Origin of the sequence: Gordonia sp. IEGM753, from assembly GCF_050321825.1 — a bacterium.
Lineage (GTDB): Bacteria > Pseudomonadota > Gammaproteobacteria > Pseudomonadales > Pseudomonadaceae > Aquipseudomonas.
Genome location: NZ_JBNQGB010000001.1, coordinates 1,976,381 through 2,001,839 on the forward strand (window position 1 = coordinate 1,976,381; position 25,459 = coordinate 2,001,839).

At 59.2% G+C, this 25,459-nt stretch carries 23 protein-coding genes; 8 read left to right on the top strand and 15 right to left on the bottom strand.

The window, feature by feature from the left end; translation table 11 throughout:
* Positions 1-1,062: 1,062 nt before the first annotated feature.
* The 12 genes from ACQR3R_RS08875 to pedF form a co-directional block, all read right to left on the bottom strand.
* On the bottom strand, positions 1,063-2,790 hold the full coding sequence (locus ACQR3R_RS08875) for a NahK/ErcS family hybrid sensor histidine kinase/response regulator (RefSeq protein WP_428271654.1): 1,728 nt from the start codon (positions 2,788-2,790) through the stop codon (positions 1,063-1,065).
* Positions 2,774-3,937: an alcohol dehydrogenase-like regulatory protein ErcA gene (ercA, locus tag ACQR3R_RS08880; protein WP_428271655.1), complete on the bottom strand. Its 1,164-nt coding sequence runs from the start codon at positions 3,935-3,937 to the stop codon at positions 2,774-2,776. The genes ACQR3R_RS08875 and ercA overlap by 17 nt, the downstream gene beginning before the upstream one ends.
* Positions 3,938-4,032: 95 nt before the next feature.
* A complete protein-coding gene (gene pqqE, locus ACQR3R_RS08885) occupies positions 4,033-5,166 on the bottom strand; it encodes a pyrroloquinoline quinone biosynthesis protein PqqE (protein WP_428271656.1) in 1,134 nt (377 codons plus the stop codon).
* A complete protein-coding gene (pqqC, locus tag ACQR3R_RS08890; RefSeq protein ID WP_428271657.1) occupies positions 5,163-5,915 on the bottom strand; it encodes a pyrroloquinoline-quinone synthase PqqC in 753 nt (250 codons plus the stop codon). Before pqqC ends, pqqE begins: the two co-directional genes overlap by 4 nt.
* 13 nt (positions 5,916-5,928) lie before the next feature.
* Positions 5,929-6,843, bottom strand: coding sequence for a pyrroloquinoline quinone biosynthesis protein PqqB (gene pqqB / locus ACQR3R_RS08895; protein WP_428271658.1), 915 nt, complete (start codon positions 6,841-6,843; stop codon positions 5,929-5,931).
* A 54-nt stretch (positions 6,844-6,897) separates the two neighbouring features.
* Positions 6,898-6,969, bottom strand: coding sequence for a pyrroloquinoline quinone precursor peptide PqqA (pqqA, locus tag ACQR3R_RS08900; protein ID WP_010455123.1), 72 nt, complete (start codon positions 6,967-6,969; stop codon positions 6,898-6,900).
* 517 nt (positions 6,970-7,486) lie between these two features.
* Complete coding sequence (gene exaC / locus ACQR3R_RS08905) at positions 7,487-9,007, bottom strand: acetaldehyde dehydrogenase ExaC (protein ID WP_428271659.1); 1,521 nt, start codon at positions 9,005-9,007, stop codon at positions 7,487-7,489.
* A gap of 286 nt (positions 9,008-9,293) precedes the next feature.
* Positions 9,294-11,072, bottom strand: coding sequence for a PQQ-dependent dehydrogenase, methanol/ethanol family (locus ACQR3R_RS08910; protein ID WP_428271660.1), 1,779 nt, complete (start codon positions 11,070-11,072; stop codon positions 9,294-9,296).
* Between the two features lie 275 nt (positions 11,073-11,347).
* Positions 11,348-12,286, bottom strand: coding sequence for a quinoprotein relay system zinc metallohydrolase 1 (locus ACQR3R_RS08915; RefSeq protein WP_428271661.1), 939 nt, complete (start codon positions 12,284-12,286; stop codon positions 11,348-11,350).
* Positions 12,287-12,302: 16 nt separating this feature from the next.
* Positions 12,303-13,064: a quinoprotein dehydrogenase-associated SoxYZ-like carrier gene (locus ACQR3R_RS08920; protein WP_428271663.1), complete on the bottom strand. Its 762-nt coding sequence runs from the start codon at positions 13,062-13,064 to the stop codon at positions 12,303-12,305.
* Between the two features lie 9 nt (positions 13,065-13,073).
* Positions 13,074-13,949 (bottom strand): transporter substrate-binding domain-containing protein, encoded by an 876-nt coding sequence (locus ACQR3R_RS08925; RefSeq protein WP_428271665.1) that lies wholly within the window; start codon positions 13,947-13,949, stop codon positions 13,074-13,076.
* A 3-nt stretch (positions 13,950-13,952) separates the two neighbouring features.
* Entirely contained in the window at positions 13,953-14,414 is a 462-nt protein-coding gene (gene pedF, locus ACQR3R_RS08930; RefSeq protein ID WP_428271667.1) for a cytochrome c-550 PedF, read from the bottom strand.
* A 253-nt stretch (positions 14,415-14,667) separates the two neighbouring features.
* Here pedF and exaA point away from each other — a divergent pair, with 253 nt between their 5' ends.
* Positions 14,668-16,569 (top strand): quinoprotein ethanol dehydrogenase, encoded by a 1,902-nt coding sequence (exaA, locus tag ACQR3R_RS08935; RefSeq protein WP_428271669.1) that lies wholly within the window; start codon positions 14,668-14,670, stop codon positions 16,567-16,569.
* A 183-nt stretch (positions 16,570-16,752) separates the two neighbouring features.
* Positions 16,753-17,403 carry a pentapeptide repeat-containing protein gene (locus ACQR3R_RS08940; protein ID WP_428271670.1) on the top strand — a complete coding sequence of 217 codons (651 nt, stop codon included), beginning with the start codon at positions 16,753-16,755 and terminating at the stop codon, positions 17,401-17,403.
* A 362-nt stretch (positions 17,404-17,765) separates the two neighbouring features.
* Here ACQR3R_RS08940 and ACQR3R_RS08945 read toward each other — a convergent pair whose 3' ends face one another.
* Genes ACQR3R_RS08945 through ACQR3R_RS08955 form a run of 3 tightly spaced genes read right to left on the bottom strand, consistent with a single transcriptional unit; the run spans position 17,766 to position 19,788 of the window.
* On the bottom strand, positions 17,766-18,404 hold the full coding sequence (locus tag ACQR3R_RS08945; RefSeq protein WP_428271672.1) for a response regulator: 639 nt from the start codon (positions 18,402-18,404) through the stop codon (positions 17,766-17,768).
* On the bottom strand, positions 18,401-19,663 hold the full coding sequence (locus ACQR3R_RS08950) for a histidine kinase (protein ID WP_428271674.1): 1,263 nt from the start codon (positions 19,661-19,663) through the stop codon (positions 18,401-18,403). The genes ACQR3R_RS08945 and ACQR3R_RS08950 overlap by 4 nt, the downstream gene beginning before the upstream one ends.
* A gap of 2 nt (positions 19,664-19,665) precedes the next feature.
* Positions 19,666-19,788, bottom strand: a complete 123-nt coding sequence (locus tag ACQR3R_RS08955) for a hypothetical protein (protein WP_428271676.1) — start codon at positions 19,786-19,788, stop codon at positions 19,666-19,668.
* Positions 19,789-19,945: 157 nt separating this feature from the next.
* Between ACQR3R_RS08955 and ACQR3R_RS08960 the strand changes: the two genes are divergently transcribed.
* The 6 genes from ACQR3R_RS08960 (at position 19,946) to ACQR3R_RS08985 (ending at position 25,043) form a co-directional block, all read left to right on the top strand.
* Entirely contained in the window at positions 19,946-21,115 is a 1,170-nt protein-coding gene (locus ACQR3R_RS08960; RefSeq protein WP_428271678.1) for an ABC transporter substrate-binding protein, read from the top strand.
* A 30-nt stretch (positions 21,116-21,145) separates the two neighbouring features.
* Positions 21,146-22,105, top strand: a complete 960-nt coding sequence (locus ACQR3R_RS08965) for a PQQ-dependent catabolism-associated beta-propeller protein (protein ID WP_428271680.1) — start codon at positions 21,146-21,148, stop codon at positions 22,103-22,105.
* Positions 22,102-22,845, top strand: a complete 744-nt coding sequence (locus ACQR3R_RS08970; protein WP_428271681.1) for an ATP-binding cassette domain-containing protein — start codon at positions 22,102-22,104, stop codon at positions 22,843-22,845. The genes ACQR3R_RS08965 and ACQR3R_RS08970 overlap by 4 nt, the downstream gene beginning before the upstream one ends.
* Positions 22,842-23,633 carry an ABC transporter permease gene (locus ACQR3R_RS08975; RefSeq protein WP_428271683.1) on the top strand — a complete coding sequence of 264 codons (792 nt, stop codon included), beginning with the start codon at positions 22,842-22,844 and terminating at the stop codon, positions 23,631-23,633. The genes ACQR3R_RS08970 and ACQR3R_RS08975 overlap by 4 nt, the downstream gene beginning before the upstream one ends.
* 129 nt (positions 23,634-23,762) lie before the next feature.
* Positions 23,763-24,320 (top strand): rhodanese-like domain-containing protein, encoded by a 558-nt coding sequence (locus ACQR3R_RS08980; RefSeq protein WP_428271685.1) that lies wholly within the window; start codon positions 23,763-23,765, stop codon positions 24,318-24,320.
* 57 nt (positions 24,321-24,377) lie between these two features.
* Positions 24,378-25,043, top strand: coding sequence for a response regulator (locus ACQR3R_RS08985; RefSeq protein ID WP_428271687.1), 666 nt, complete (start codon positions 24,378-24,380; stop codon positions 25,041-25,043).
* Positions 25,044-25,459: the final 416 nt, after the last annotated feature.

Consider the following 25,459-nt stretch of genomic DNA (forward strand, 5'->3'; position numbering starts at 1 on the left):
GCTGGCAAGCCAGTCTCCTACGGATCGGCGGTGAATCGCGGATTTATGCCGTTAACGCCACCCCGTAGGAAACCGGCTCGCCGGTGATGACGATTTCAACGACGCCATCGCTGACAAGCCAGCCTCCTACGGATCGGGGGTGAATCACGGATTTATGCCGTTAACGCCACCCCGTAGGAAACCGGCTCGCCGGTGGTGACGATTTCAAAGACGCCATCGCTGGCAAGCCAGTCTCCTACGGATCGGCGGTGAATCACGGATTTATGCCGTTAACGCCACCCCGTAGGAAACCGGCTTGCCGGTGATGACGATTTCAACGACGCCATCGCTGGCAAGCCAGTCTCCTACGGATCGGCGGTGAATCGCGGATTTATGCCGTTAACGCCACCCCGTAGGAAACCGGCTCGCCGGTGATGACGATTTCAAAGACGCCATCGCTGGCAAGCCAGTCTCCTGCGGTTCGGGGGTGAATCACGGATTTATGCCGTTAACGCCACCCCGTAGGAAACCGGCTCGCCGGTGATGACAATTCCGAAGACGCCATCGCTGGCAAGCCAGTCTCCTACGGATCGGCGGTGAATTCCTGGCCTCAGGTATCACCGCAACCCATACAAAATCAAAGACAACCCTGATTCCAACCCACAAACCCGCAGTAGCTCTTGCCCCCAACCACTCAACAGGCCGAGCGTTAGCTCGCCTGCAAGCCCTTGACGTTGACGTTGACCTTGACCTTGATTCACAGGCCCCTTCGGCAGGCCGAGTGCAGGTGTTCATCTGGAGGGTAGGCGCGCAGCGCCGGGCGGCGAAGCCGCACACATCGAGAGGAGGTCGTCGCGAAGCAGACCGTAGGCGATGCCCCCAGATGAATACCGGAGCGAGGGAACACCGAGCGAAGCGACGTGCCGTACGCTGGGGCAAGACTTTTTGGTTCCTTTTGTGGCATTTGACAAAAGGGACTCGCCGTAAGGGCGAAACCACAATCAGCCATCACCCCAAAAACGGATATTCACCCACCCCAAACCAAACCAAACCAAACCAAACCAAACCAAACCAAACAAAACCTCACCCCAACAACTGACTCAACACCGCCCGCAACTTTCCCGGCTTCACCGGCTTATTCAGCAACGGAGCCCCCAACCGCAACAACGAACGCCGACACTGATCCGTACGATCAGCCGTAATAATCACCGCAGGAATAGCCCGCCCAAAAAACTCCCGCAAATGCCTCACCACCTCACAACCCACCACCCCATGATCCAAATGATAATCCGCCAAAATCAACTCAGGCGCCCGCCCCTGCAAAGCAACCAGCGCCGAAGCCTCATCAGTCGCAATCACCACCTCGCAACCCCACTGCCCAAGCAACGCACTCATGCTCTCAAGAATGCTCACCTCATTGTCCAGCACCAACAAACGCCGCCCCGGCAACGGATTCCCCATACCCGCCGTTGGCACTGAAAGCGCCATCGGCAGCGGCACCTCAACAGACATCGGCACATCGATACTGAACATCGAGCCACGCCCCGGCCATGAGCGAACCTGAACCCGATAATTAAGAATATTGGCAATACGCTCGACAATCGCCAGGCCCAGGCCCACGCCTTTACGGTCGGCGGCGCGACCCACGTCCAACTGATTGAACTCCAGAAAAATCGAATCCAGGCGATCCGCCGCAATCCCCCGCCCCGTGTCCCACACCTCAAGACGCAGCATGGCGCCACGACGCCTGGCGCCCAGCAAAATGCTGCCCTGATCGGTATAACGACACGCATTGCTGAGAAAATTGCGCAAAATCCGCGTCATCAGCCGTAAATCGGTGCTCACCGCGTAGTCGCCAATACGCACCCGCAGATTGAGCCCGGCGGCTTGCGCCACTGACTGAAATTCCGACACCAGCGGCCCAAGCAACTCATCGAGACGGTACAGCGCAACGTCAGGTTTGACCGCGGCTTGATCGAGCCGGGAAATGTCCAGCAAATCGGTGAGTAAATCCTCCGCGCCTTCGAGTGCCTGATGCGTACGCTCAACCAATACGTGCTCGACGTCCGGCAAATCGCGTTCGCGCAGGGTCGAGATCAACAGACGCGCAGCGTTGAGCGGTTGCAGCAAATCATGGCTGGCAGCCGCAAGGTATTTGTCTTTGCTGCGATTGGCGGCCTCGGCGGCGTCCCGCGCATGGCGCAGGGCTTGGGCGATCTGTTTGCGTTGGGTGATTTGCTGTTGCAGGTTGCGGTTGGCTTCCAGCAGCTCATCGGTGCGCGCGGTGACGCGTTGTTCCAGTTCATCATTAAGTTGCAGCAAACGCAGCTGGGCGAGTTTGCGCTCGGTAATGTCAGTCACAAAACCTTCTACCAAACCTTCCTGATCAGGCTTCAGTAACAGGTTCATCAACACGTCGAGGCTACTGCCGTCCTTGCGACGCAACTGCGTTTCATAGCCGTGCAGGCTGCGTTGACGGTTGAGAATCTCGCCAATATCTGCCAGCTCCGCAGCACCGCCCACGAACAGATTGCTGGCCAGGTCCGCCAGCGAAAACAACACCTCTTGCGGATCCTGATAACCCAACATGCGTGCCAGCGCCGGGTTGGCGGCGCGCATGCCTTCCAACAGGCTGGCCTGAAAGATCCCTTGAACCGCATTTTCAAACAGCCATTTGTAGCGGTTGCGTTCCGCTTCGAGCTCTTCCAGGCGCGCCGACAGCTCCGGGTAATGGCTCTTGCGCGCGGAGTGGCTGCCTAATCCCAGTAGCCCGGTCAGCGCACGTTGCTGTTCGTCAGAGGGCTTCGCCATAGACGACCTCGACATCGCGCTGGCTGGACTCTCGCGGATTGGTGAGGATGCACGGGTCATGCATGGCGTGCTGGGACAGGAACGGAATGTCCGCGGTACTGACGCCGTGCAACCCCAGGGTTTCATGAAAACCGATGGCGTGTTTTAGGGCAATCAGGTGGTCCACCAGACGCCCGCAGATCTGCCGGTGATTGAGGCCCCGACAGTCGATGCCGAACGTCTCGGCAATCACCTTGAAGCGATCGGGCGCGGAGCTGTAATTGAACGCCACCACGTGTTCCACCAGCACCGCATTACACAGTCCGTGGGGCAGGTCGAGAAAACCGCCGAGGCTGTGGGACATGGCGTGCACGGCACCCAGAATCGCGTTGGAAAACGCCAGGCCGGCCTGCATGCTGCCGAGCATGATTTTCTCGCGCAGGGCGATGTCCGTCGGGTTGGCGATCATCTGCACCAGGTTGCCGTTGATCAGCCGCATGGCCTCCAGCGCATGCGGATCGGTCAACGGCCCGTGCCCCGTGGACACAAACGCTTCAATCGCATGCACCAGGGCGTCGATGCCGGTGCACGCAGAAAGGAACGGGTCCATGCTCAGCGTGGTTTCCGGGTCGATCAGCGATACGTCCGGCACCACGGCCTTACTGACGATGGAGAACTTCATGCGTTCTTGCTGATTGGAAATGATCACGAACTGCGAGACATCCGCCGAAGTACCGGCGGTGGTCGGAATCAGGATCAGTGGCGGGCTGGGCACACGAATGGTGTCTACGCCTTCGAACTCAAGAATGCTGCGACCGTGGGCAACGACGATGCCGATGCCCTTGCCGCAATCCATCGGGCTGCCGCCGCCCACCGCGACGATCACGTCGCAATGGTTTTCGCGGTACAGCTCCGCACCGAGCATCACTTCCTCGACCCGTGGGTTAGGCGAAACGTCGGTATACAGAAAATAATCGATGCCCTGCGCCTGCAGGCTGGCCTCGACATCGGCGACCCAACCGGCGGCGACTACACCGGGGTCACTGACCACCAGAACCTTGCGCGCACCAAAGGTTTTGGCATAGTTGGCAACGTTATGCCGGCAACCGGCACCAAAAATGATTTCAGGCGAAACGAATTTACGCAGCTGGCTGAGACTCTGGCTCATGGGAAGCCTGTTTTTATTGTTTTGAAAGGTGTTGCAACACTAACCCATCTTGCTGCGATTGCAATCAGACCAATAGGTAGCATTACCTTCCCGTTTCAGCCGCGATAGATCAGCCGCGAAGCCTTCTCATTGCGCAACGTCAGGTGTTCCATGCCCAGCCCCGGCGCATCGGCTTCATCACGGGCCTTGAGGATCACGTCGTGGTGCGGTGATTTTCTGCACACCGGGTCGGCATTACTGGCATCGCCGGTCAGCATGAACGCCTGGCAGCGGCAGCCACCCAGGTCCTTGTGTTTTTCATCACAGGAACGGCACGGCTCCTTCATCCAGTCATCACCGCGAAAACGATTGAAGCCGAACGAGTCGGTCCAGATATGTTCAATGCTGTGATCGCGCACATTGGGAAACTCGACCGGCAATTGCCGCGCGCTGTGGCATGGCAGCGCGGTGCCGTCGGGGGTGATGTCAAGAAACAGATTGGCCCAGCCATTCATGCAGGTCTTGGGGCGTTCTTCGTAGTAGTCCGGGGTCACGAAAATCAGCTTGCAGGGATGGCCCTGCGCTTCAAGGCGCTCACGGTACTCATTGGTGATGCGTTCGGCACGCTGCAGCTGAGCGCGCGTGGGCAACAGCCCAACGCGGTTGAGTTCGGCCCAACCATAAAACTGGCACGTTGCCAATTCGACGAAGTCAGCTTCCAGCTCAAGGCACAGTTCGATGATCTGCGCGATCTGATCGATGTTGTGCCGATGAGTGACAAAGTTCAGCACCATGGGGTAACCCTGGGCTTTCACGGCACGGGCCATGGCGAGTTTTTGCGCGAAGGCCTTGCGTGAGCCGGCAAGCATGTTGTTCACCGCTTCGTCGGCGGCCTGGAAACTGATCTGGATGTGGTCCAGTCCGGCCACTTTGAAGTCGCGCACCTTCTGCTCGGTCAAACCGATGCCCGAGGTAATCAGGTTAGTGTAGTAACCCATGTCCCGCGCGGCTTTGATCAACTCGGCCAGGTCCTGGCGCACCAACGGTTCGCCACCGGAAAAGCCCAGTTGCGCGGCGCCCATTTCCCGAGCCTCGCGGAACACGCGAATCCACTCTTCGGTGCTCAACTCTTGGCCTGATTGGGCAAAATCCAGTGGATTGGAGCAATACGGGCACTGCAACGGGCAACGATAGGTCAACTCCGCCAACAACCACAGCGGTGGCCCCGGCGTGGGCGTGCTCAAGCTCAAAGGACAATCCCCCGATGCCAGACGTTGTCGGTGGTGACGCTGTGGTACGGCGGTCGATGCAGCTCATAGGCCATGCTCATTGCATCGAGCATGCTCCACAGGATGTCCAGTTTGAACTGCAGGATCTCGAGCATGCGTTGTTGGCCTTCGGCGGTGACGTAATGCGCCAGGGTGATGCGCAAACCGTGCTCAACATCTCGCCGTGCCTGGCTCAAGCGATTCCGAAAATAATCGTACCCGGCCACGTCGATCCACGGGTAATGCGCGGGCCAGGCATCGAGCCGCGATTGGTGGATCTGCGGCGCAAACAGCTCGGTCAGCGAACTGCTGGCTGCTTCCTGCCAGCACGCACGCCGAGCGAAATTGACGTAGGCGTCCACGGCAAAACGCACGCCGGGCAGCACCAGTTCTTGAGACAAAATGCGCTCTCGATCCAGCCCGACGGCCTCGCCCAGCCGCAACCAGGCCTCGATGCCGCCTTCACTGCCGGGCACGCCGTCATGGTCGAGAATGCGTTGCAGCCATTCGCGGCGCACGTCACGGTCGGGGCAGTTGGCAAGAATGGCGGCGTCTTTCAGCGGAATGTTCACCTGGTAGTAAAACCGGTTGGCCACCCAGCCCTGAATCTGCTCACGGCTGGCACGGCCTGCGTACATGGCTTGGTGGAACGGATGATGGATATGGTAGTAGGCGCCTTTGGCACGCAATGCTTGCTCGAATTCAATGGGTGACATTGCAGCAGTGTTCATTGCGATTCTCCGGTTACAACACGATGTCCATGCCATCAAATGCCACCTCAATCCCCCGCCGCTGCAGCAATGCACGCTCGGCAGAGTCTTCATCGAGGATCGGGTTGGTGTTGTTGATATGGATCAGCACCTTGCGCTGGCGGGTAAAACCTTCGAGTACTTCAAGCATCCCCCCTGGACCGCTTTGCGCCAGATGGCCCATTTCACTGCCCAGGCTGTGGCCGACTTCGCACAGGCGCATTTCATCGTCGCGCCACAATGTACCGTCCAGCAGCAGGCAATCGGCGCGTTGCATCCAGCTTGAAACTTCATCGTCAATCTGCCCAAGACCCGGCGCATAGAACACCGATGCACCGCTGCGCGAATCTTCGATAAACAAACCAATGTTATCGCCCGGTTGCGGATTGCCCCGATTCGGCGAATACGGCGGCGCATTACTGATTAAAGGGATCGCGCGAAATTGCAGGTGCGGGCACGCTGCGATGCTGAACGGCTGGCGATCCAGCCCGACCGGTTGCCAGTGCAAGCCACCGTTCCAATGAGCCAGCATGGTGAATAAAGGAAAGCTGCTGCTCAGATCCTGGTGAACCCGTTCGGTGCACCAGACGGAATGCGGGCAACCCTCGCGCAGGCTTAGCAAGCCTGTGCAATGGTCGATCTGGCTGTCCATCAGCACCACGCCGGCAATGGCGGTATCACGCAATTGTCGGGCAGGTTGCAACGGCGCAAAGCTGTCGAGTTGCGCGCGAATGTCCGGGGAGGCGTTGCACAACACCCACTCCACACCGTTGTCACTCAGCACAATCGAGGACTGCGTGCGACGCTGGGCCCGCACGCTGCCATCACGCACACCGGCGCACTGCCGGCAGTTGCAGTTCCACTGCGGAAAACCACCGCCAGCGGCGGAACCCAGGACGCGAATGTGCATGGACCATGCTCCCTACAGCAGGCCCGGCCAACCCTGGGCTGGCCGGGTGAACGATCAACGGTTGGCGAAATACATCGTTACTTCGAAGCCAATACGCAGATCGGTAAACGCGGGTTTATTCCACATGGGTCAATCCTCTTCTTGTGCCGGAAAATTCCGGTAACGCCATTAACACACGGGCTGCTTGGCAGCCGAATGCTACTTTCGAAGGAGGTTGCGGGGTGCATTGGTAGGGGGCAATATTTTCAGACGCCGTACAAATCAATGCAGGAGCGAGCCTGTTCGCGATAGCGGTTTAACAGTCAACTGCGATGTCGAATGTTATGACCTCATCGCGAGCAGGCTCGCTCCCACAGTTAATTGTGCCTTTACGCCAGTTATGCGCCTGACCAACATTCCCTGTGGGAGCGAGCCTGCTCGCGATGGCGGTTTAACAGTCAACTGTGATGTCGAATGTTATGACCTCATCGCGAGCAGGCTCGCTCCCACAGTTAATTGTGCCCGTACGCCAGTTATGCGCCTGACCAACACTCCCTGTGGGAGCGAGCCTGCTCGCGATGACGGAACAGCATTCAACATCAATCTCGCTGAACCACCGCTATCGCGAGCAGGCTCCCACAGGGATTACCGTTTGATTCCTGGTTTAGAAGAACCCCAGCGGATTGATGTCGTAGCTCACCAGCAGGTTTTTGGTTTGCTGGTAATGATCGAGCATCATCTTGTGGTTCTCGCGACCGACACCCGACTTCTTGTAGCCACCGAACGCGGCGTGCGCCGGGTACAGGTGATAGCAGTTAGTCCACACACGCCCGGCCTTGATCGCCCGGCCCATGCGGTAAGCGCGGTTGATGTCGCGGGTCCAGAGGCCGGCACCGAGGCCGAATTCACTGTCGTTGGCAATCGCCAGCGCCTCAGCTTCATCCTTGAACGTGGTGACGCCTACCACCGGGCCAAAGATTTCTTCCTGGAACACGCGCATTTTGTTGTGGCCCTTGAGCAGCGTCGGCTGGATGTAATAACCGCTCGACAAGTCACCCTCCAAACGCTCTGCGGCACCGCCAGTCAGCAGCTCGGCGCCCTCCTCCTGGGCGATTTTCAGGTAGGACAGAATCTTGTCGTATTGCTGCTCGGATGCCTGGGCGCCCACCATGGTTTCGGTGTCCAGCGGGTTGCCGCGCTTGATTTTGACAATCTTTTTCATGACCTCGGCCATGAACGGTTCATAGATCGATTCCTGCACCAGCGCCCGCGATGGACAGGTGCACACTTCGCCCTGATTGAAGAACGCCAGCACCAGACCTTCAGCAGCCTTCTCGATGAACTGCGGCTCGGCATTCATGATGTCTTCGAAGAAGATGTTCGGCGACTTGCCGCCCAGCTCCACGGTGCTTGGAATGATGTTCTCGGCAGCGCAGTGCATGATGTGCGCGCCAACCGGTGTCGATCCGGTGAAAGCGATTTTGGCGATGCGCTTGCTGGTGGCCAGTGCCTCGCCGGCTTCGCGACCGAAGCCCTGGACGATATTGAGAACACCCGGTGGCAGCAAATCAGCGATCAGTTCGGCGAAGACCATGATCGACAGCGGCGTTTGTTCCGCGGGTTTGAGCACTACGCAGTTACCGGCCGCCAACGCCGGAGCCAGTTTCCAGGCCGCCATCAACAACGGGAAGTTCCACGGAATGATTTGCCCGACCACACCCAATGGCTCGTGAAAATGATAGGCCGTGGTCAGTTCATTGATCTCGGCGGCGCCGCCTTCCTGCGCGCGAATGCACCCGGCGAAATAACGGAAGTGGTCGGCGGCCAGTGGTACGTCGGCGTTCAGGGTTTCACGGACGGCTTTGCCGTTGTCCCAGCTTTCGGTGACCGCGAGCACTTCCAGATGTTGCTCGATGCGGTCGGCAATTTTCAGCAGCACGAGTGAACGATCCTGCGCGGACGTCTTGCCCCATGCATCGGCGGCCGCGTGCGCAGCGTCGAGGGCTTTGTCGATATCGGCTGCGCCGGAGCGCGGGAACTCGGCGATGACTTCGCCCGTGACCGGCGAAGTGTTGGTGAAATATTCACCATTGACCGGGGCGACGAACTCGCCACCGATGAAATTTCCGTAACGTGGTTTGAACGAAACAATGGCGCCAGGGGTGCCAGGTTGTGCGTAGATCATGGTGGGGCCTCTGTCTGGGTCGAAGCCTGTCGGGCAAACAGGCGATGAACCGATAGTAAAGAGCCCCGCGTGCCAGACGAATGCGCCGTTGGCAGGGGGGCTCTCGTTATTTGGTCGTAGGTGATGCTCCTGGACCAGCGGACTTTTGTGGCGAGGGCGCTTGCTCCCGCTCGGCTGCAAAGCAGTCGTAAAACCGACGACTCGGTCGGCCCGAGAATAAAGGGGGCTGCTTCGCAACCCAACGGGAGCAAGCTCCCTCGCCACAGGTCAGTGATCAGCACAGGTGTTAGTGTTTGGCGACAACCAGGTCCTTCGGCAACTTGAAGGTCCAGAGCATGCCGCCCTGGTTGAAGTCCTTGACGCGCTTGGCCACTTCGCCGCCCCACAGGGGTACGGCGCCGCCCCAACCGGACAACACCGAAACGTACTGTTCGCCGTCCATTTCCCACGTTACCGGCGAACCGAGTACGCCAGACCCGGTCTGGAACTCCCAGACCTTCTCGCCGGTTTTCGCATTGAATGCCTGCAGGAAACCTTCCGGCGTACCGGTGAACACCAGGTTGCCCTTGGTGGTCAGTACCCCGCCCCACAGCGGCGCGTAGTTCTTGTGGCGCCAGACTTCCTTGCCGGTGACCGGGTCAATCGCCCGCAACACACCGATGTAGTCTTCGTTCAGGGGTTTGATGGTGAAACCGGCGCCGAGGAACGCCGCGCCTTTTTTGTAGGCGATGCCTTCGTTCCAGATGTCCATGCCCCACTCGTTGGACGGCACGTAGAACAATTTGGTGTCTTTGTTGTACGCCATCGGCATCCAGTTTTTCGCCCCCAGGAACGCCGGGGCGACAAATACCGAACTGCCCTTGGCTTCGGAGCCTGGAGCGCCCGGGCGGCTGGCTTCGTTGTAGATTGGCCGGCCGTCCTTATCGAGGCCGGTAGCCCAGGTAATCTTGTCGACGAACGGGAAACCGCGAATGAATTTGCCGTTGGTACGGTCCAGCACGTAGAAGAAACCGTTACGGTCAGCGGTGGCTGCCGCTTTGATTTCCTTGCCGCCTTCGGTGTAGTTGAAGGAGATCAGTTCATTGACGCCGTCATAATCCCAACCGTCGTGAGGCGTGCTCTGGAAAGCCCATTTGATGGTGCCGTCGTCCGGGTTAAGCGCCAACCGCGAAGACGAATACAGGTTGTCGCCAGGACGCAAATGCGAGTTCCACGGCGCCGGGTTGCCCGTGCCAAACAGCAGCAGATTGGTCTCCGGATCGTAGTAACCGCCCAACCAGGGCGCGGCGCCGCCGGTTTTCCACAAGTCACCGGGCCAGGTCTTGCCCGCCTCACCGCCGGATATTCCGTTCTCGATGGCTTGGCCATCCTTGTACACGTAGCCCATGTGGCCTTCGACGGTCGGGCGCACCCACAACAGTTCGCCGTTCTTGGGGTCGTAAGCGGAAATCTTGCCGACCACGCCGAACTCGCCACCGGCCACACCGGTGATCAGTTTGCCGTTGATCACCAGTGGCGCGGCACTGATCGAATAACCTTCCTTGTGATCCGCAACCTGTTTGCTCCAGACCACTTTGCCGGTGTCTTTATTCAGGGCCACAAGTTTGGCGTCGAGCGTACCGAAGAACACCAGGTCGCCGTAAAGCGCGACCCCCCGATTGATCACGTCGCAGCAAGGACGAATGTCGTCGGGCAGGCGAGCATCGTATTGCCAGAGCTTCTTGCCGGTGCGTGCGTCCACTGCAAACACCCGCGAGTAAGAACCGGTCATGTACATCACGCCGTCCTTGATCATCGGCTGCGCTTGCTGGCCCCGTTGTTTTTCACCGCCAAAAGAAAATGCCCACACCGGACGCAGCTCTTTGACGTTGTCGACATTAAGCGTGTCCAGCGGGCTGTAGCGCTGTCCCTGGACACCCAGGCCGTTGGTGACGATTTGATCGGGATTCTTCGGATCCTGAAGGATGTCCTGATCGGTGACAGCCGCCAGGGCCGTGCCGGACAACAGCATGGCGCTGAGCAGCATGCTCAAGACGAAGGGTTGGCGACGTGCGGGTTGGGTCATGACGGCTACCTCTGCAGTTTTTGTTGTACCCGGGAAATTTTCCCGGTCTGGTGCAGATTCTTCGGTGCCGACGTCCTCGCAACAATTGCCCGCAATACCAAGATTGCTAATCCCTTAGTAGCGGGTCGGAGGCGATAAACCGCGGATTTTGTGAGCAAGCCGTCATCCCTGCGGGACCGGGCTTGCTCGCGAAGAGACGGGCGCATTCAACATCATCGTTTTCTGATACGCCGTCTTCGCGAGCAAGTTCGCTCCCACAGGGGATTAGCATTTGTTCATTTTTGTGCGCTGGAGTCGACTCGGGTCATCTGCGCACGCTCATAGCGCGGGTACAGGTGGCTGACGCTGCGGATCAGTTCGTAGCGGCTGAGGCTGATGCCGGCAAAACGTTCAGGAATGGGGCTGCGAATCATCTCCGCCATGTCGCTGCCATGGGCGGCGCCGTCACGCATGAGTTGATCGAGCCAGGTGAGGTAATCGCGCATTTGCTCAAAAGGTCTTGCGTCCGTGGCCACGGGCCCATGGCCTGGCACAACCAGTGTCCAGGGCAGCCCCTGCAGTGTCGCCAGGTCGGCCAGCCACACCGACAACCCGGGGCTGTTCGGGGTGGTCAGCGCGCGTTGATAAAACACCAGGTCGCCAGCAAACAGCACGCCGGTACTCTGGTCGAGAATAGCCAGATCAGCACCCGTATGCCCACCCAGGCTCAGCAAGCGCAGATCGTGATTCCCAAAGTTCTGCACGCCCGGCTCCAGCGTCTCGGTCGGCAACACCACTTCGGTGCCGCGCATCCAGTCGCCGACCAAGCGGTACATATTCTCGGCCATTGCATCGCCTTGCTGATGCAGCAGTTCGGTAGTGCCGGCCAGCGCTGCAATCGGTACGTCAGTGAACGCCTGATTACCGAGCACGTGGTCAGGGTGATGATGGGTCAAAAACACCTTGATAACTGGCTTGTCGGTGGTCGCGGCAATGGCCTTGCGCATCGCTTCGCCGTAACGCCTGGAAGGCCCGGTATCGATCACGACCACGCCACGCTCGGTCACGATGAACGCGGTATTGACGATGTTGCCACCGTTGTCCTTGGCAAAGTTGTCGGTGCTGCCCTCCAGCAGCCACGTATCCTGGGCAATCTGCCGGGGTTTCAAGGTGTACGTCAGATCGGCCAGCGAAGGCAGGCTCAAACCGAGAATCAGCAGCAGCATCCAGCGCATGATGCGCTCCTATGAGTCAGGGTATGGCAGCGTCGAATTCATTGCCGCTGTTATCGCGCAACAGCAGACGCGTCTGCCCTGCCCCTTCAATATCAAATCCCAGGTTGGGGTTTTCGCTGACGGCGGGAAACAGCTCCAGTCGGGCAAGCACCTGATCGTCCTGATCGCGCAACTCGGCATGGTTGATAAAAAATTCCGGGATGCCGCCAACCATGCCGTTGTCCATCGGGTGCGCAACCTGCAAGCGCACCCGGCTGAATTCGCCGCGCGGGTATCGACCGCCAAGGACTTCGCCGATGTGATCTTCCCAACCCGGTTGAGTGCGCACGACGCTGGGTGCGGTGCAGCCACCACCGGCGGCATCAATCAAGGTGGAACCGACATGCCACAGGCCATCGCGGGTCAACACGGCGGCTCGCAAAGGCGTGGCTTGCTCGATGCGGATCCGTATCGAAAGCCATGGCAGCACTCGCTGCATAGGCTGGAAATCAACAATTTTCGGCAGCGGATTGAGCTCCGCCCAGGCGAGAATCTTCACCACATCACCCTTGAACGCGCGGGCGTCTATTTCCAGCGGCACTTGCCGCGCATCTTCGGCAAATGGCGGCGCCAACAGCTTGACCTTTTCATCGAACACGAACGGCGCGTTACCGAGCATTTGCTTGTGATAAAAGTCCCACATCACCGACGGCACCGGGTCTTTACCCGGGTCTATGTCCACCGCGTGCGCGGCCATCGGCAACCAGCAGGCCAACAGACAACTCGCTCGCCAGTTCATCGCCTACTCCTATTGGTACATCTCGGGCACGTCGTAACGCAGGCCGTAGCGGGCATAAATCGACTTGACCGACCCGTCACGTATCAGGCCTTCCAGCGCCTCTTCTACGGCATACGCCAGTTGTCGGTTGCTTTCATGCACCGCCATGCCGATTTCCCATAGCTGCTTGCCCATGTTCGGGTAGGCGTTTTCAGCCAGCGCCACCTGCGGATCAGCCGCCAGGTGAACGTGCCAGTCGATCTCGCCACGCATGGCCATGACCGCGTCGACCTCCCCGGCCTTCATCGCAGCAAACGCTTGCGGCACACCGGGGTAATGATGGGTATTGCCGGCCAGCATGCCGTTGAATACCGAGGTCAGGTAAAACGACGGCACGCTGTCGACTTCAACGCCAATCGGGTGTTGCTCGAACACCGCGACACTGCCCACCGACTCCAGTCGGCGGCGGTCATAAGCCACTTGCCATTGTTCGTTTTGATAAGGACCAAACATCACCACATGATCGTTTTCGAGTTCGCCCAATTCATTGCGTTTTTGCGAATAGTCGCGGTCATACGGCACGCGCATCATCAAGTCGGCCAATTGCTGATTGTGCAACTGGCTGGCACGCCAGATGTAGTCGCGCAAGTCATCATCGAGTTTTTCGCCCGCGGGTGCCCAGATCAGCGTCAGACGCACGCCAAGGGCTTTGGCCAGTGCCGCCGCCAAATCAACATCGACCCCGCGCGGCTGCCCGGCCTCTTCAAAGCTGTAGGGTGCAAAGTCCTTGTAGACCGCGACCTTCAACTCCCCGTCTGCGATCATCTGGTCATAGGTACGCACTTGCGCCTGCACTGCTTGGCAGCACAACAGTGCAACGCCGATCAACACGGCAAGCAGGCGCATGACTTACTCCTCGACGTGCACGCTATCGAGGTACGTGCGCACCGCCCACAAGGCTTCCTGGCTCAGGTAATCGGCCATTTTCGGCATGTACACCCGGCCATCACGCACCGCGCCGTGACGTACGCGCTCAACAAACCATTCATCACCGGCATCGCCGACATCCAGCAGGCGCAAATCGGGGGCGATGCCACCGGACTTGGCTTCCAGGCCATGACATGCCGCGCAATTCTGGTTGTAAGCCGAGGAGCCGATCTCTACCGCTTTGTCGTGCTCCGGCGAAGTACGGTAAGGGTTCACCGCCGCCCATCCATCGGCGTCCACTTGTACCCCGGCATCCTTGATCGGGGTCAGGCCCTTGGTTTCAACAGCCTGGGGCACCACGTTGCCGTGAGCCCAAACAGAACCTGCGCTGATAAAACCGGCCAGCAGTCCGGCAACGAGCAAGGCGTTGCGTTTTGTTGTCATTGTTATGCCCTCAGGATTGCACGCAAAACCTCTTGGCAGAGGCTATGGCAACCATCTTAGGAAACGCATCGCACCACCCCCATGCTGCTTTGGTGGCCGCCTTCTAGTCCGTTGGTAGTAGGGCTTGTGGCGAACGCCTAAATCAGGTGCCGTACGGGAACTCTTCCCGGCAACAGCGGGATTTTTTCCGTATCCGTCATACCTTCGGCGCAGCAACCTGTGCAGGCCAAAACCTCCACTGGGAACTGCAACCATGACAATAAGATCGCTACCCGCCCTTTCCCCGCTGACACTTGCCGTGCAGGCATTTCTGCTGGTCAGCAGCCTGTCCTTGGGCGCTGCCGTCAACGCCGCTACGGCGGCTACACCTCCCGCCGCGCCTACCCGCAATGTGACGTGGGAAGACATCGCCAACGATCACCTGACCACCAAAGACGTGTTGCAGTACGGCATGGGCACCAACGCCCAACGCTGGAGCCCACTCGCTCAGGTCAACGACAAGAACGTGTTCAAGCTGACCCCGGCCTGGTCCTATTCCTTTGGCGACGAGAAGCAACGCGGCCAGGAATCCCAGGCCATCGTCAGCGACGGCGTGGTGTACGTCACCGGTTCGTACTCGCGGGTATTTGCCCTGGATGCCAAGACCGGCAAACGGTTGTGGACCTACAACCATCGCCTGCCGGATAACATTCGTCCGTGCTGCGACGTGGTCAACCGTGGTGCCGCGATCTTCGGTGACAAAATCTACTTCGGCACCCTCGATGCGCGCCTGATCGCACTGGACAAGAACACCGGCAAAGTGGTCTGGAACAAAAAGTTCGGTGACCACGCTGCGGGCTACACCATGACTGGCGCCCCGGTGCTGATCAAAGACAAAACCACGGGCAAAGTCCTGCTGATTCACGGCAGCTCTGGTGATGAATTTGGTGTGGTCGGCCAGCTCTATGCCCGTGATCCAGACACCGGCGAAGAGGTCTGGATGCGTCCCTTCGTCGAAGGCCACATGGGGCGTCTGAACGGCAAGGACAGCACGCCGACCGGCGACGTCAAGGCGCCGTCCTGGCCCGATGACCCGACCACCGAAACCGGCAAGGTCGAGGCCTGGAGCCATGGTGGTGGCGCGCCTTGGCAGAGCGCCAGTTTTGATGCAGAAACCAACACCATCATCGTCGGTGCCGGCAACCCTGGCCCGTGGAACACTTGGGCGCGCACCTCCAAGGACGGCAACCCTCATGACTTCGACAGCCTCTACACCTCAGGCCAGGTTGGCGTAGACCCAAGCACCGGCGAGGTGAAATGGTTCTACCAGCACACGCCAAACGACGCCTGGGATTTCTCTGGCAACAACGAACTGGTGCTGTTCGACTACAAGGACAAGGACGGCAAAGTGGTTAAAGCCACCGGTCACGCGGACCGCAACGGCTTCTTCTACGTGGTCGACCGTAACAACGGCAAACTGCAGAATGCCTTCCCCTTCGTCGACAACATCACCTGGGCCAGCCACATCGACCTGAAAACCGGCCGGCCAGTGGAAAACCCGGGCCAGCGTCCGGCCAAGCCGCTGCCGGGTGAAACCAAAGGCAAGTCAGTTGAAGTGTCACCTCCGTTCCTCGGCGGCAAAAACTGGAACCCGATGGCGTACAGCCAGGACACAGGACTGTTCTACATTCCAGGCAACCAGTGGAAAGAGGAATACTGGACCGAAGAGGTCAACTACAAGAAAGGTTCGGCATACCTGGGCATGGGTTTCCGCATCAAACGCATGTACGACGATCACGTCGGCACGTTGCGCGCGATGAACCCCACCACCGGCAAAGTGGTGTGGGAACACAAGGAACACTTGCCACTGTGGGCCGGCGTGCTGGCCACCAAGGGCAATCTGGTGTTCACCGGTACCGGTGACGGTTTCTTCAAGGCTTTTGACGCGAAAACCGGCAAGGAACTGTGGAAGTTCCAGACCGGCAGCGGCATCGTCTCCCCGCCGATCACCTGGGAACAGGACGGCGAGCAGTACATCGGCGTGACCGTCGGCTACGGTGGCGCGGTGCCGTTGTGGGGTGGCGACATGGCTGAGCTGACCAAACCGGTGGCTCAGGGTGGCTCGTTCTGGGTGTTCAAGATCCCGAGCTGGGATAACAAGGTCGCGAAGAAGTAAGCCGCATTACTTCCTGTGATGAGGGGGCTGCCTGTGGCGAGGGAGCTTGCTCCCGCTGGCTGCGAAGCGGCCCCCTCATCGCTCAGCCGTACCGAGTTGCCTGAGCTTGCGACTGCTGCGCAGCCGAGCGGGAGCAAGCTCCCTCGCCACCATTGTGTGTGATGACATCACGAGAGCCCTGACATGAAATACCTGCCCCTGTTGCTATTGCTGACCGCCCCTTGGGTTTTCGCCACCGACGATGGCGACGACGCCCCACTGATCATCAACGGCTGCACCATTGCCGACCATAGCCAATGCCCCGGCGCCAACCTGAAAGGCGCCAACCTGAGCAATCAGGACATGCGTAACATGAACCTCAGCGGCGCAGACCTGCGCGATGCAGATTTACGCCACGCGCGTCTCGACCTCGCCAACCTTGAAAAAGCCCAATTGCAAGGTGCAAACCTGACCCGCGCCAGTCTTCAGCAAAGCAACCTGCGCCTGGCCGACTTCACCGGCGCAACACTGATGGCCATTCAGGGTTGGGGAATGTTTGCCCAAGGTGCACAGTTCCAGGATGCCAACCTCAGCGCAGCCTACTTGCAATTCGCCCGCCTCTCTGGCGCACGAATGAACAACGCCAACCTGCGCGCAGCCGATCTGGAAATGACCTGGCTGAGCAAGACTGACCTTAAAGGCGCGAACCTCAGCGACGCCAACCTGCAGGAAGCGAAGTTTGGTGAAAGCAATCTCGACCACGCCATCCTCAGCGGTTCCCGCCAGCACTATGCCAATTTTCAGGACGCGAATATGGAAAGTTGCACGGGGTGCCCGACGACATGGGATAAGTGAGCTGAATCAGCGGATGGCACAAAACCCTGTAGTGAGGGGGTTTACCTGTGGTGAGGAGATTTGTGGTGAGGGGATTTACCTGTAGTGAGGGTACTTGTGATGAGGAGATTCGTGGCGAGGGGATTTATCCCCGTTCGGCTGCGCAGCAGACGCCAGCCTTTTGGGCCTGCTACGCAGCCCGACGGGGATAAATCCCCTCACCACAGATGCATCACTTCACCTCAGATAATTCCATTACCTCAGATGACTCCATCACCCCAGATAAGTCACTCAAGACAAAATTGTCCGATCCCACAGGCAAATCCCAGCAGCTCAGATAATCCTCGGGGCACAACACTTCGCTGACATGGATTGAAGAGTGCTCACCCTGCCTTGCGAACCACGCCCATATCAATTCCCAAGTGCACCAGTTCGGCCTGCGAGGTGACCTGCAGTTTGCTCTTGAGTAACGTCAGGTGATTGGAGACGGTTTTGCTGCTGATGCTCAGCTGTTCGGCAATCAAACGGGCCGGCGTGCCTTTTGCGATCATCACGAATATTTCCAGTTCGCGCTGGGTCATGCTGTGCAAGCGAGGGTCGCTGGCGTCGTGGCGCGGGTGACACGCCAGTTGTGTCGCCAGCGGCTGCTCGATGTAGGCGTGGCCGGCGAGAATTCGTCGCACCGCCTCGATCAACACTTCGGGCGCTGAACTTTTGGTCAGGTAACCCGACGCACCGGCATCAAGCACCTGGCGCACCAACGGCAACTCATCGTGCATGCTGAAAAACAGTATCCGCAGCTGCGGCAAACGCTGACGCAGGCGTCGTGTGGTTTCGAGGCCGCTGATGCCGGGCAAGCCGAAGTCCATGATCACCAAGTGCGGCAACGCTTCCTGAACCTTGGTCAGCGCCTCCTCGCCCGACGCTGCCTCACGCACTTCGATTGCCGGCAATAGCGCCCGCAACAGACTCGCATAGCCCTGACGGACCACCGCATGGTCATCGACCAGCAGAATATTCATGACGCCTCCAAAGGCATGCTCAAAGCCAGCGCCCAACCGGCGCCAGGGTGGCTGATGATCCGCAATTCGCCGCCGAGGCTGCGTGCGCGTTCGAACATCGAATGCAAACCAACGCCCGGCCGCGAGGGTTGTGCCGCGCCGCGACCGTTGTCACGAATCAGCAAGCGCAATTGGCCGCTGCGCAGTTGCAGGCGCACCCGTACCTGACTCGCACAGGCGTGACGCGCGACGTTGGTCAGGGCTTCCTGCAACAGACGATAGAGATGGGTTTTTTCTGGCCCAGACAGTGCCGGCAATTGCGCGCTGACGTGTAACCGGCAGGCAGTCCCGTGACGTCCCTGCCATTGCTCGACCAACAATCCAAAGGCCTGCGCCAGCGGCAAGTGTTGCAACACCACCGGGTACAGATCGTGTACCAGCGCGCGAAAGCCCTGCTGCAAGTGCTCGCAGTTGTGTTCCAGCTCACGCACCGTGCGCTCCATCACCGCCGGTTGGTCCGTCACCAGTCGCAACAGGAATGCCTGAGCGCGAATCCCCGCCAGGTATTGCCCAAGATCATCATGTAGCGTCTGCGCCAGGTGCGTGCGCTCCTGCTCTTGCACCGCCAGCAGGGTCTGCGTCAGTTGAGTGTTATCAGCCCGCGCCTGCTCGAGTGCCGCGGTCATGCGGTTGAAATGCAGCGCCAGTTGTCGCGCCTCGGGCATGCCTGCGGCGCGCAGGCGCACATTGAGTTGGCCCCCAGACACTTGCTGCAACGCGCGCAGTAATTCGTCGAGCAACCCCATGCCACGGCGCACAGCCCAGCGGATGGTCAGCAGACTCAACAACAGCGCCAGGCCACACAGGCCAAGCAATTGCTGCAGCGAATCCCAGACTTCATCGATCTCATCCCTGGGGTCGACCGCAATCTGTACCCGCCTGCCGTCCTGCAAATCCAGCACCTGGGCACTGTGCCGGGCCTCTGCGAACAACAAACGGCCAAGCCAGGCATCAAGCCCTTCCTGCGTTGGTTTGCCCGGCGACTCAGCCGTTTTCAACCAGCGCACCCGTACATGCCGCAAACTTTGCGTGAGGCGAGGCTGAAGGCTGGCGGGGTCACGCTCGGCGGTTTCGCTCAGGTATTGCACCACTGCTTCGGCCGATTGCAGCTCACGCTCCACGTCGGCCAATGCCTGATGCACCAGCAGCGCCATGCAGGCCAGGGTCACCACGGCAAAAAAACCGCAGACCCAAAGGTTGATGCGCCACAGGGCCGACACGCCTAGCGCCCTGACAACGCGGGCGGCACCGGCAGCGGCGAGGAACGCGAAGCGTGCAGTTTGTCGACACCGATCATGCTCAGGACCAGTAACAACGGCAGGAGCAGCGCCTTGAGAACACGCATGATCGATCTCCTCCCGAGTGATGGCCGTTGCGGTCCATGCTAAAACCGCGTCACCGTTTACGGGCTACTACCTTGGTACTGCCTCCTTGGTACTTTCTACATATTTCCACCCTTCCTCAGCCTTCCTATGCTGGCGCTACCTGTAACGGAGTGCCTTATGCGAACGCTTATTTACCTGCTGGCAATCACCTGCGCCGTCGGGCTGGCCGCGCAAGGTCAGGCTGCTGAACCACCGCTGCAGATCAAAATAGGCTACCTGGGGTATCGTCCCGATCCCGGTCCATTGCTGTCGAATGTCATTCCCGAACCGGTGGATGCCGGGTTGCGTGGCGCCGAACTGGCGATCACCGACAGCAACAGCACCGGGCGTTTCCTCAACCACAGCTACAGCCTTGCCAGCGTCACTGTCGACAGCCCGGATGCCCTGCTCGAAGCGGCGCACACCCAGCATGAGCAAGGTGTACGCCTGTTCGTGGTGAACGCACCGGTGGCCAGCCTGCGTCAGCTCAGCGCGGCCCTCCCCGACAGTTTGCTGTTCAATGCCGGCAGCCCCGACGATAGTTTGCGCACCACCGATTGCCTGTCGAACGTGCTGCATACGCTGCCGAGCCGGGCGATGCTGGCCGATGCCCTGGCGCAGTTTCTGGTGGTGCGCAAATGGCAACGAGCGCTGTTGATCGTCGGCCCGACCGATGACGACAAGGCCTATGCAGCGGCTTTGCGCCGCGCCGCCAAACGCTTTGGTGTGCAATTGGTGGCAGAAAAACCCTGGAGTTTTGACAACGATCAGCGCCGCAGCGCCCAGGCCGACATGCCGCTGTTTACCCAGACCGCCGAGTACGACGTGGTGCTGGTGGCGGATGAGCGCGGCGACTTCGGTGAGTACGTGCCCTACCAGACCTGGTACCCGCGCCCCGTTGCCGGCACCCAGGGTTTGACCCCGGTGGGCTGGCACAAAACCGTTGAAACCTACGGCGCCGCGCAGTTGCAAAAACGCTTCGAAGCCATGGCCGGGCGCTGGATGAATGACCGTGACTTCGCGGCCTGGATGGCCGTTCGCAGCGTCGCCAGTGCCGTGAGCAAACTGCGTCAAACCGACCCGATGGCCATTCGCGCACTTGAAATCAGCGATCAGCTGCCGCTGGACGGCTTCAAGGGCCGCAAGCTCAGTTATCGCCCCTGGAACGGGCAGTTGCGCCAACCCATTCCCATCGTCCAGCCCCGCGCATTGGTCAGTACCTCGCCACAGGATGGCTTTTTGCACCCGCTCAACGAAATGGACAGCCTGGGCTACGACAAACCCGAGGTCAGTTGCCGCTTTCCCTGATTTCACACTCACAACAATAAGGAATCTGCCATGCGCCGCACCCTGCTTTCATGCGCCCTGCTACTCGCCGTCGGACAAGCCGCGGCTGCCACTGCCTGGGTTTCCAACGAGAAAGACAACAACCTCAGCCTGATCGATATGCAAACCCTGGAAGTCACCGACACCTTGCCGGTCGGCCAACGCCCGCGTGGGTTGCTGCTGTCCCACGACAGTAAGTTGCTGTACATCTGCGCCAGCGATTCGGACCGGGTTCAGGTTATGGACGTGGCCACGCGCAAGATCATCAAGGAATTGCCCTCGGGCAAAGACCCCGAGCAATTTGCCCTGCACCCCAACAATCGCTGGTTATACGTTTCCAACGAAGACGACGCGTTGGTCACCGTGATCGACACCGAAACCTCCAAGGTGCTGAGCCAGATCAATGTCGGCGTCGAGCCCGAAGGCATGGCCGTCAGCCCGGACGGCAAGTGGGCGGTCAACACCAGCGAAACCACCAACATGTTGCACTGGATAGACACCAGCACCCAAACCCTGGCCGACAGCACACTGGTGGATCAGCGGCCACGTTTCGTCGAGTTTTCACCGGACGGCAAACAACTTTGGGCGTCGGCCGAGATCGGCGGCACCGTGACGATTCTCGATGTCGCAACGCGCAAGATTTTGAAGACGCTGAACTTCACGATAAAAGGTGTGCACCCAGACAAGGTACAACCGGTGGGCATCAAACTCAGTGCCGACGGCAAGTACGGGTTCGTGGCGCTCGGCCCGGCCAACCATGTGGCCGTGATCGACGCCAAAACGTTTGAAGTACTCGATTATCTGTTGGTCGGCCGACGCGTGTGGCAGATGGCGTTTACCCCGGATCAGAAACAACTGTTGGCGACCAATGGCGTCAGCGGCGATGTGTCGGTGATTGATGTCGACAGCCTCAAGGTAGTGAAATCGATCAAGGTCGGGCGCTATCCATGGGGCGTGGTGGTTACGCCATGAAGGCACTGGAGGTCGACGACCTGAGCTTCGCCTACGGTGCCCGGGAAGCGTTGCACCATGTCAGTTTCAGCTTGGAGCCCGGACGTTTCGCCGCGTTGCTGGGGCCGAATGGCGCGGGCAAGTCGACGCTGATCGCCTTGCTGACACGGCTGTTCGATGTGCAACGCGGGGATATTCGCGTGGGCGGTTATTCGCTTCGAGAGGCACCGCGCCCGGCCCTGCAGCAATTGGGTGTGGTGTTTCAACAAAGCACCCTGGACCTGGACCTTAGTGTCGAACAAAACCTGCGCTACCACGCAGCACTGCATGGCCTGTCACGGCGCCAATCGCGATGGCGGGTCGACGCCGAACTGGCGCGACAAACGCTGACCGATCGCCGCCGCGAAAAAGTACGTGAGCTGAACGGCGGCCATCGTCGACGGGTGGAAATCGCCCGCGCCTTATTGCATGAACCACGTTTGTTGCTGCTGGACGAAGCCAGTGTCGGCCTCGACCCGGCCAGCCGTTTGGCGCTCAACCAGCACATTCGCAGCTTGTGCAACGAACAGGAGATCAGCGTGCTGTGGACCACCCATTTGCTGGATGAAGTGCAACCCGATGACACCTTGCTGATTTTGCATCAGGGATTGTTGGTCGCCAGCGGTCAAGCACAAGCACTGGGGCTGGAACACGGCGGCGACCTGGGCGAGACCTTCGCCCGGCTCACGACCTCACCTTCAACAAGAGTCGCAGCCCGATGAATACCTATTGGCAATGTTTCAGCGGGATCGTGCTGCGCGAATGGCTGCGATTTGTATTGCAGCGCACGCGTTTTCTCAGCGCGCTGGTCCGCCCGTTGCTGTGGCTGTTGGTGTTTGCCGCCGGATTCCGTGCCGCGCTGGGCATCGCGATCATCGAGCCCTATGACACGTACATTCCGTACGAGGTGTACATCATTCCTGGCCTGGCCTGCATGATTCTGTTGTTCAACGGCATGCAAGGTTCGCTGTCGATGGTTTACGACCGGGAAATGGGCAGCATGCGCGTACTGTTGACCAGTCCCCTGCCCCGCACTTTTCTGTTGTGCAGCAAACTGTTGGCAACGTCGCTGATTTCGCTGTTGCAGGTGTATGCCTTTCTGGCAATCGCCTGGATGTACGGTGTGCAACCGCCGGCAATGGGATTGCTGATCGCCTTGCCGGCGCTGCTGTTGGTGGCATTGATGCTTAGCGCGCTGGGCTTGTTGCTGTCGAACGCGATTCGCCAACTGGAGAATTTTGCCGGGGTAATGAATTTCGTGATTTTCCCGCTGTTTTTCCTGTCATCGGCGCTGTACCCGCTGTGGAAGATGCGCGAGTCCAGCGAGTGGCTGTTCTGGTTATGTGCCTTGAATCCGTTCACCCACGCCGTGGAACTGGTGCGCTTTGCCTTATATGAACGCTTCAATCCGCTGGCGCTCGGTGTCTGCGTGGGGCTCACGCTGCTGTTCGCCCTGCTCGCGGTGCTCACGTTCAACCCGCAGCATGCGGCCCTGCGAAAATCCAACTGACTGCGCAGCCATTGATCGTTGCTGAAGGCACAAAATTACTACTTTAGTACTGGTTTTCGTGTCTATGGTCGCATTCCCAATGCACCGCGACTGGCATGTAATGGGTTCATAACTATAAGGAATGAGCCCATGTCGCGTGCACGACGTAGTCTGTTGCGTCCCACTCTTGTCGCGCTGGCGCTGAGCCTGATAACGGGCACTGCGCACGCCGAAACACCCCTGTTCTCCGCGGACGGGTATCGCATCGCTCTTTACCGCAGCCCCACGCCGGATCAATTGCCTGGCGCGTCGATTATCGACACCGGCGCTTTGCAAAACCTGCTCAACCAAACCCCGCGCCCAGTATTGATAGACGTTTACCGCCGACAATGGCTGCAAGGACGTTTTATCGAAGATCAACCTCACGAAAATCTGCCCGGCAGCCATTGGCTGGCCAATACCGGCGACGGTGATCTGACGCCCGACTGGCAGGACTATTTTGCGCGTAATCTTAAGACCTTGACCGCGGGTAATGTCACGCAGCCGCTGGTGTTCTACTGCCGTTCCGATTGCTGGTTAAGCTGGAACGCGGTAAAACGCGCCAGCACGTTGGGCTATAAAACGCTTTACTGGTATCGCGATGGCCTTGATGCCTGGCAAGCGGCAAACCTGCCTGTTTCACCCGCCCAGCCAGAACCCTTTCACTGATCTTTACGCCTGCGTGTGGTGACCACACCCTAATCAACAATAATGAGGTGAAAGGCTATGTACAAAATTCTGATTGCCGACGATCACCCGCTGTTTCGTGAAGCCATTCACAACGTCATCAGCGATGGCTTCGCGGGCAGCGAGGTGATGGAAACTGCTGACCTGGACAGTGCCTTGCTGCTGACGCAGGAGCACGACGACCTGGACCTGATCCTGCTCGACCTGAACATGCCGGGCATGCATGGCCTTAATGGCCTGATCAACCTGCGCAACGAAGCGCCGACCATTCCGGTCGTGATCGTTTCTGCCGAACAGGACAAACAGATCGTGCTGCAAGCCATCACGTATGGCGCGGTGGGTTTCATCACCAAATCTTCGCCGCGCCTCCAGATGACCGAAGCCATTGCGCAAATCCTGAACGGCAATGTTTATTTGCCGCCGGACATCATCCGCACCCAGAAAAGCGGCTCCCATCGCCGAATGAACGACACCCCAAGCTTCCCGCCAGAACTGCTGCAGGCATTGACCCGCAAACAGCTGCTGGTGCTGGAGCGCATGACCAAGGGTGAGTCGAACAAGCAGATTGCCTACACCCTGGAAATAGCCGAAACCACGGTCAAGGCCCATGTTTCGGCGATCTTGCGCAAACTCAACGTACACAACCGCGTGCAAGCAATCCTGAGTGCCGGGGATATTGATTTCGGTTCTTACCTGCGCCGCTGAGTGTTGACCTGAACACCGCGTCATCCCATCGCGAGCAGGCTCGCTCCCACAGGGAAATTGATTCAACCCGCCAAATGTGGGAGTTAGCTTCCACACGGGAATTGTTTCAACCCGGTCAAATGTGGGAGTGAGCCTGCTCGCGATGGCTATCCAACACTCAGCATCGATAGCGCCAGATACACCGTAATCGCGAGCAGGCTCGCTCCCACAGGGAAATTGATTCAATACGCCAAATGTGGGTGTTAGCTTCCACAGGGGAATTGATTCAACCCGGTCAAATGTGGGAGTGAGCTTCCACAGGGGAACTGATTCAACCCGGTCAAATGTGGGAGTGAGCCTGCTCGCGATGGCTATCCAACATTCAGCATCGATAGCGCCAGATACACCGTAATCGCGAGCAGGCTCGCTCCCACACG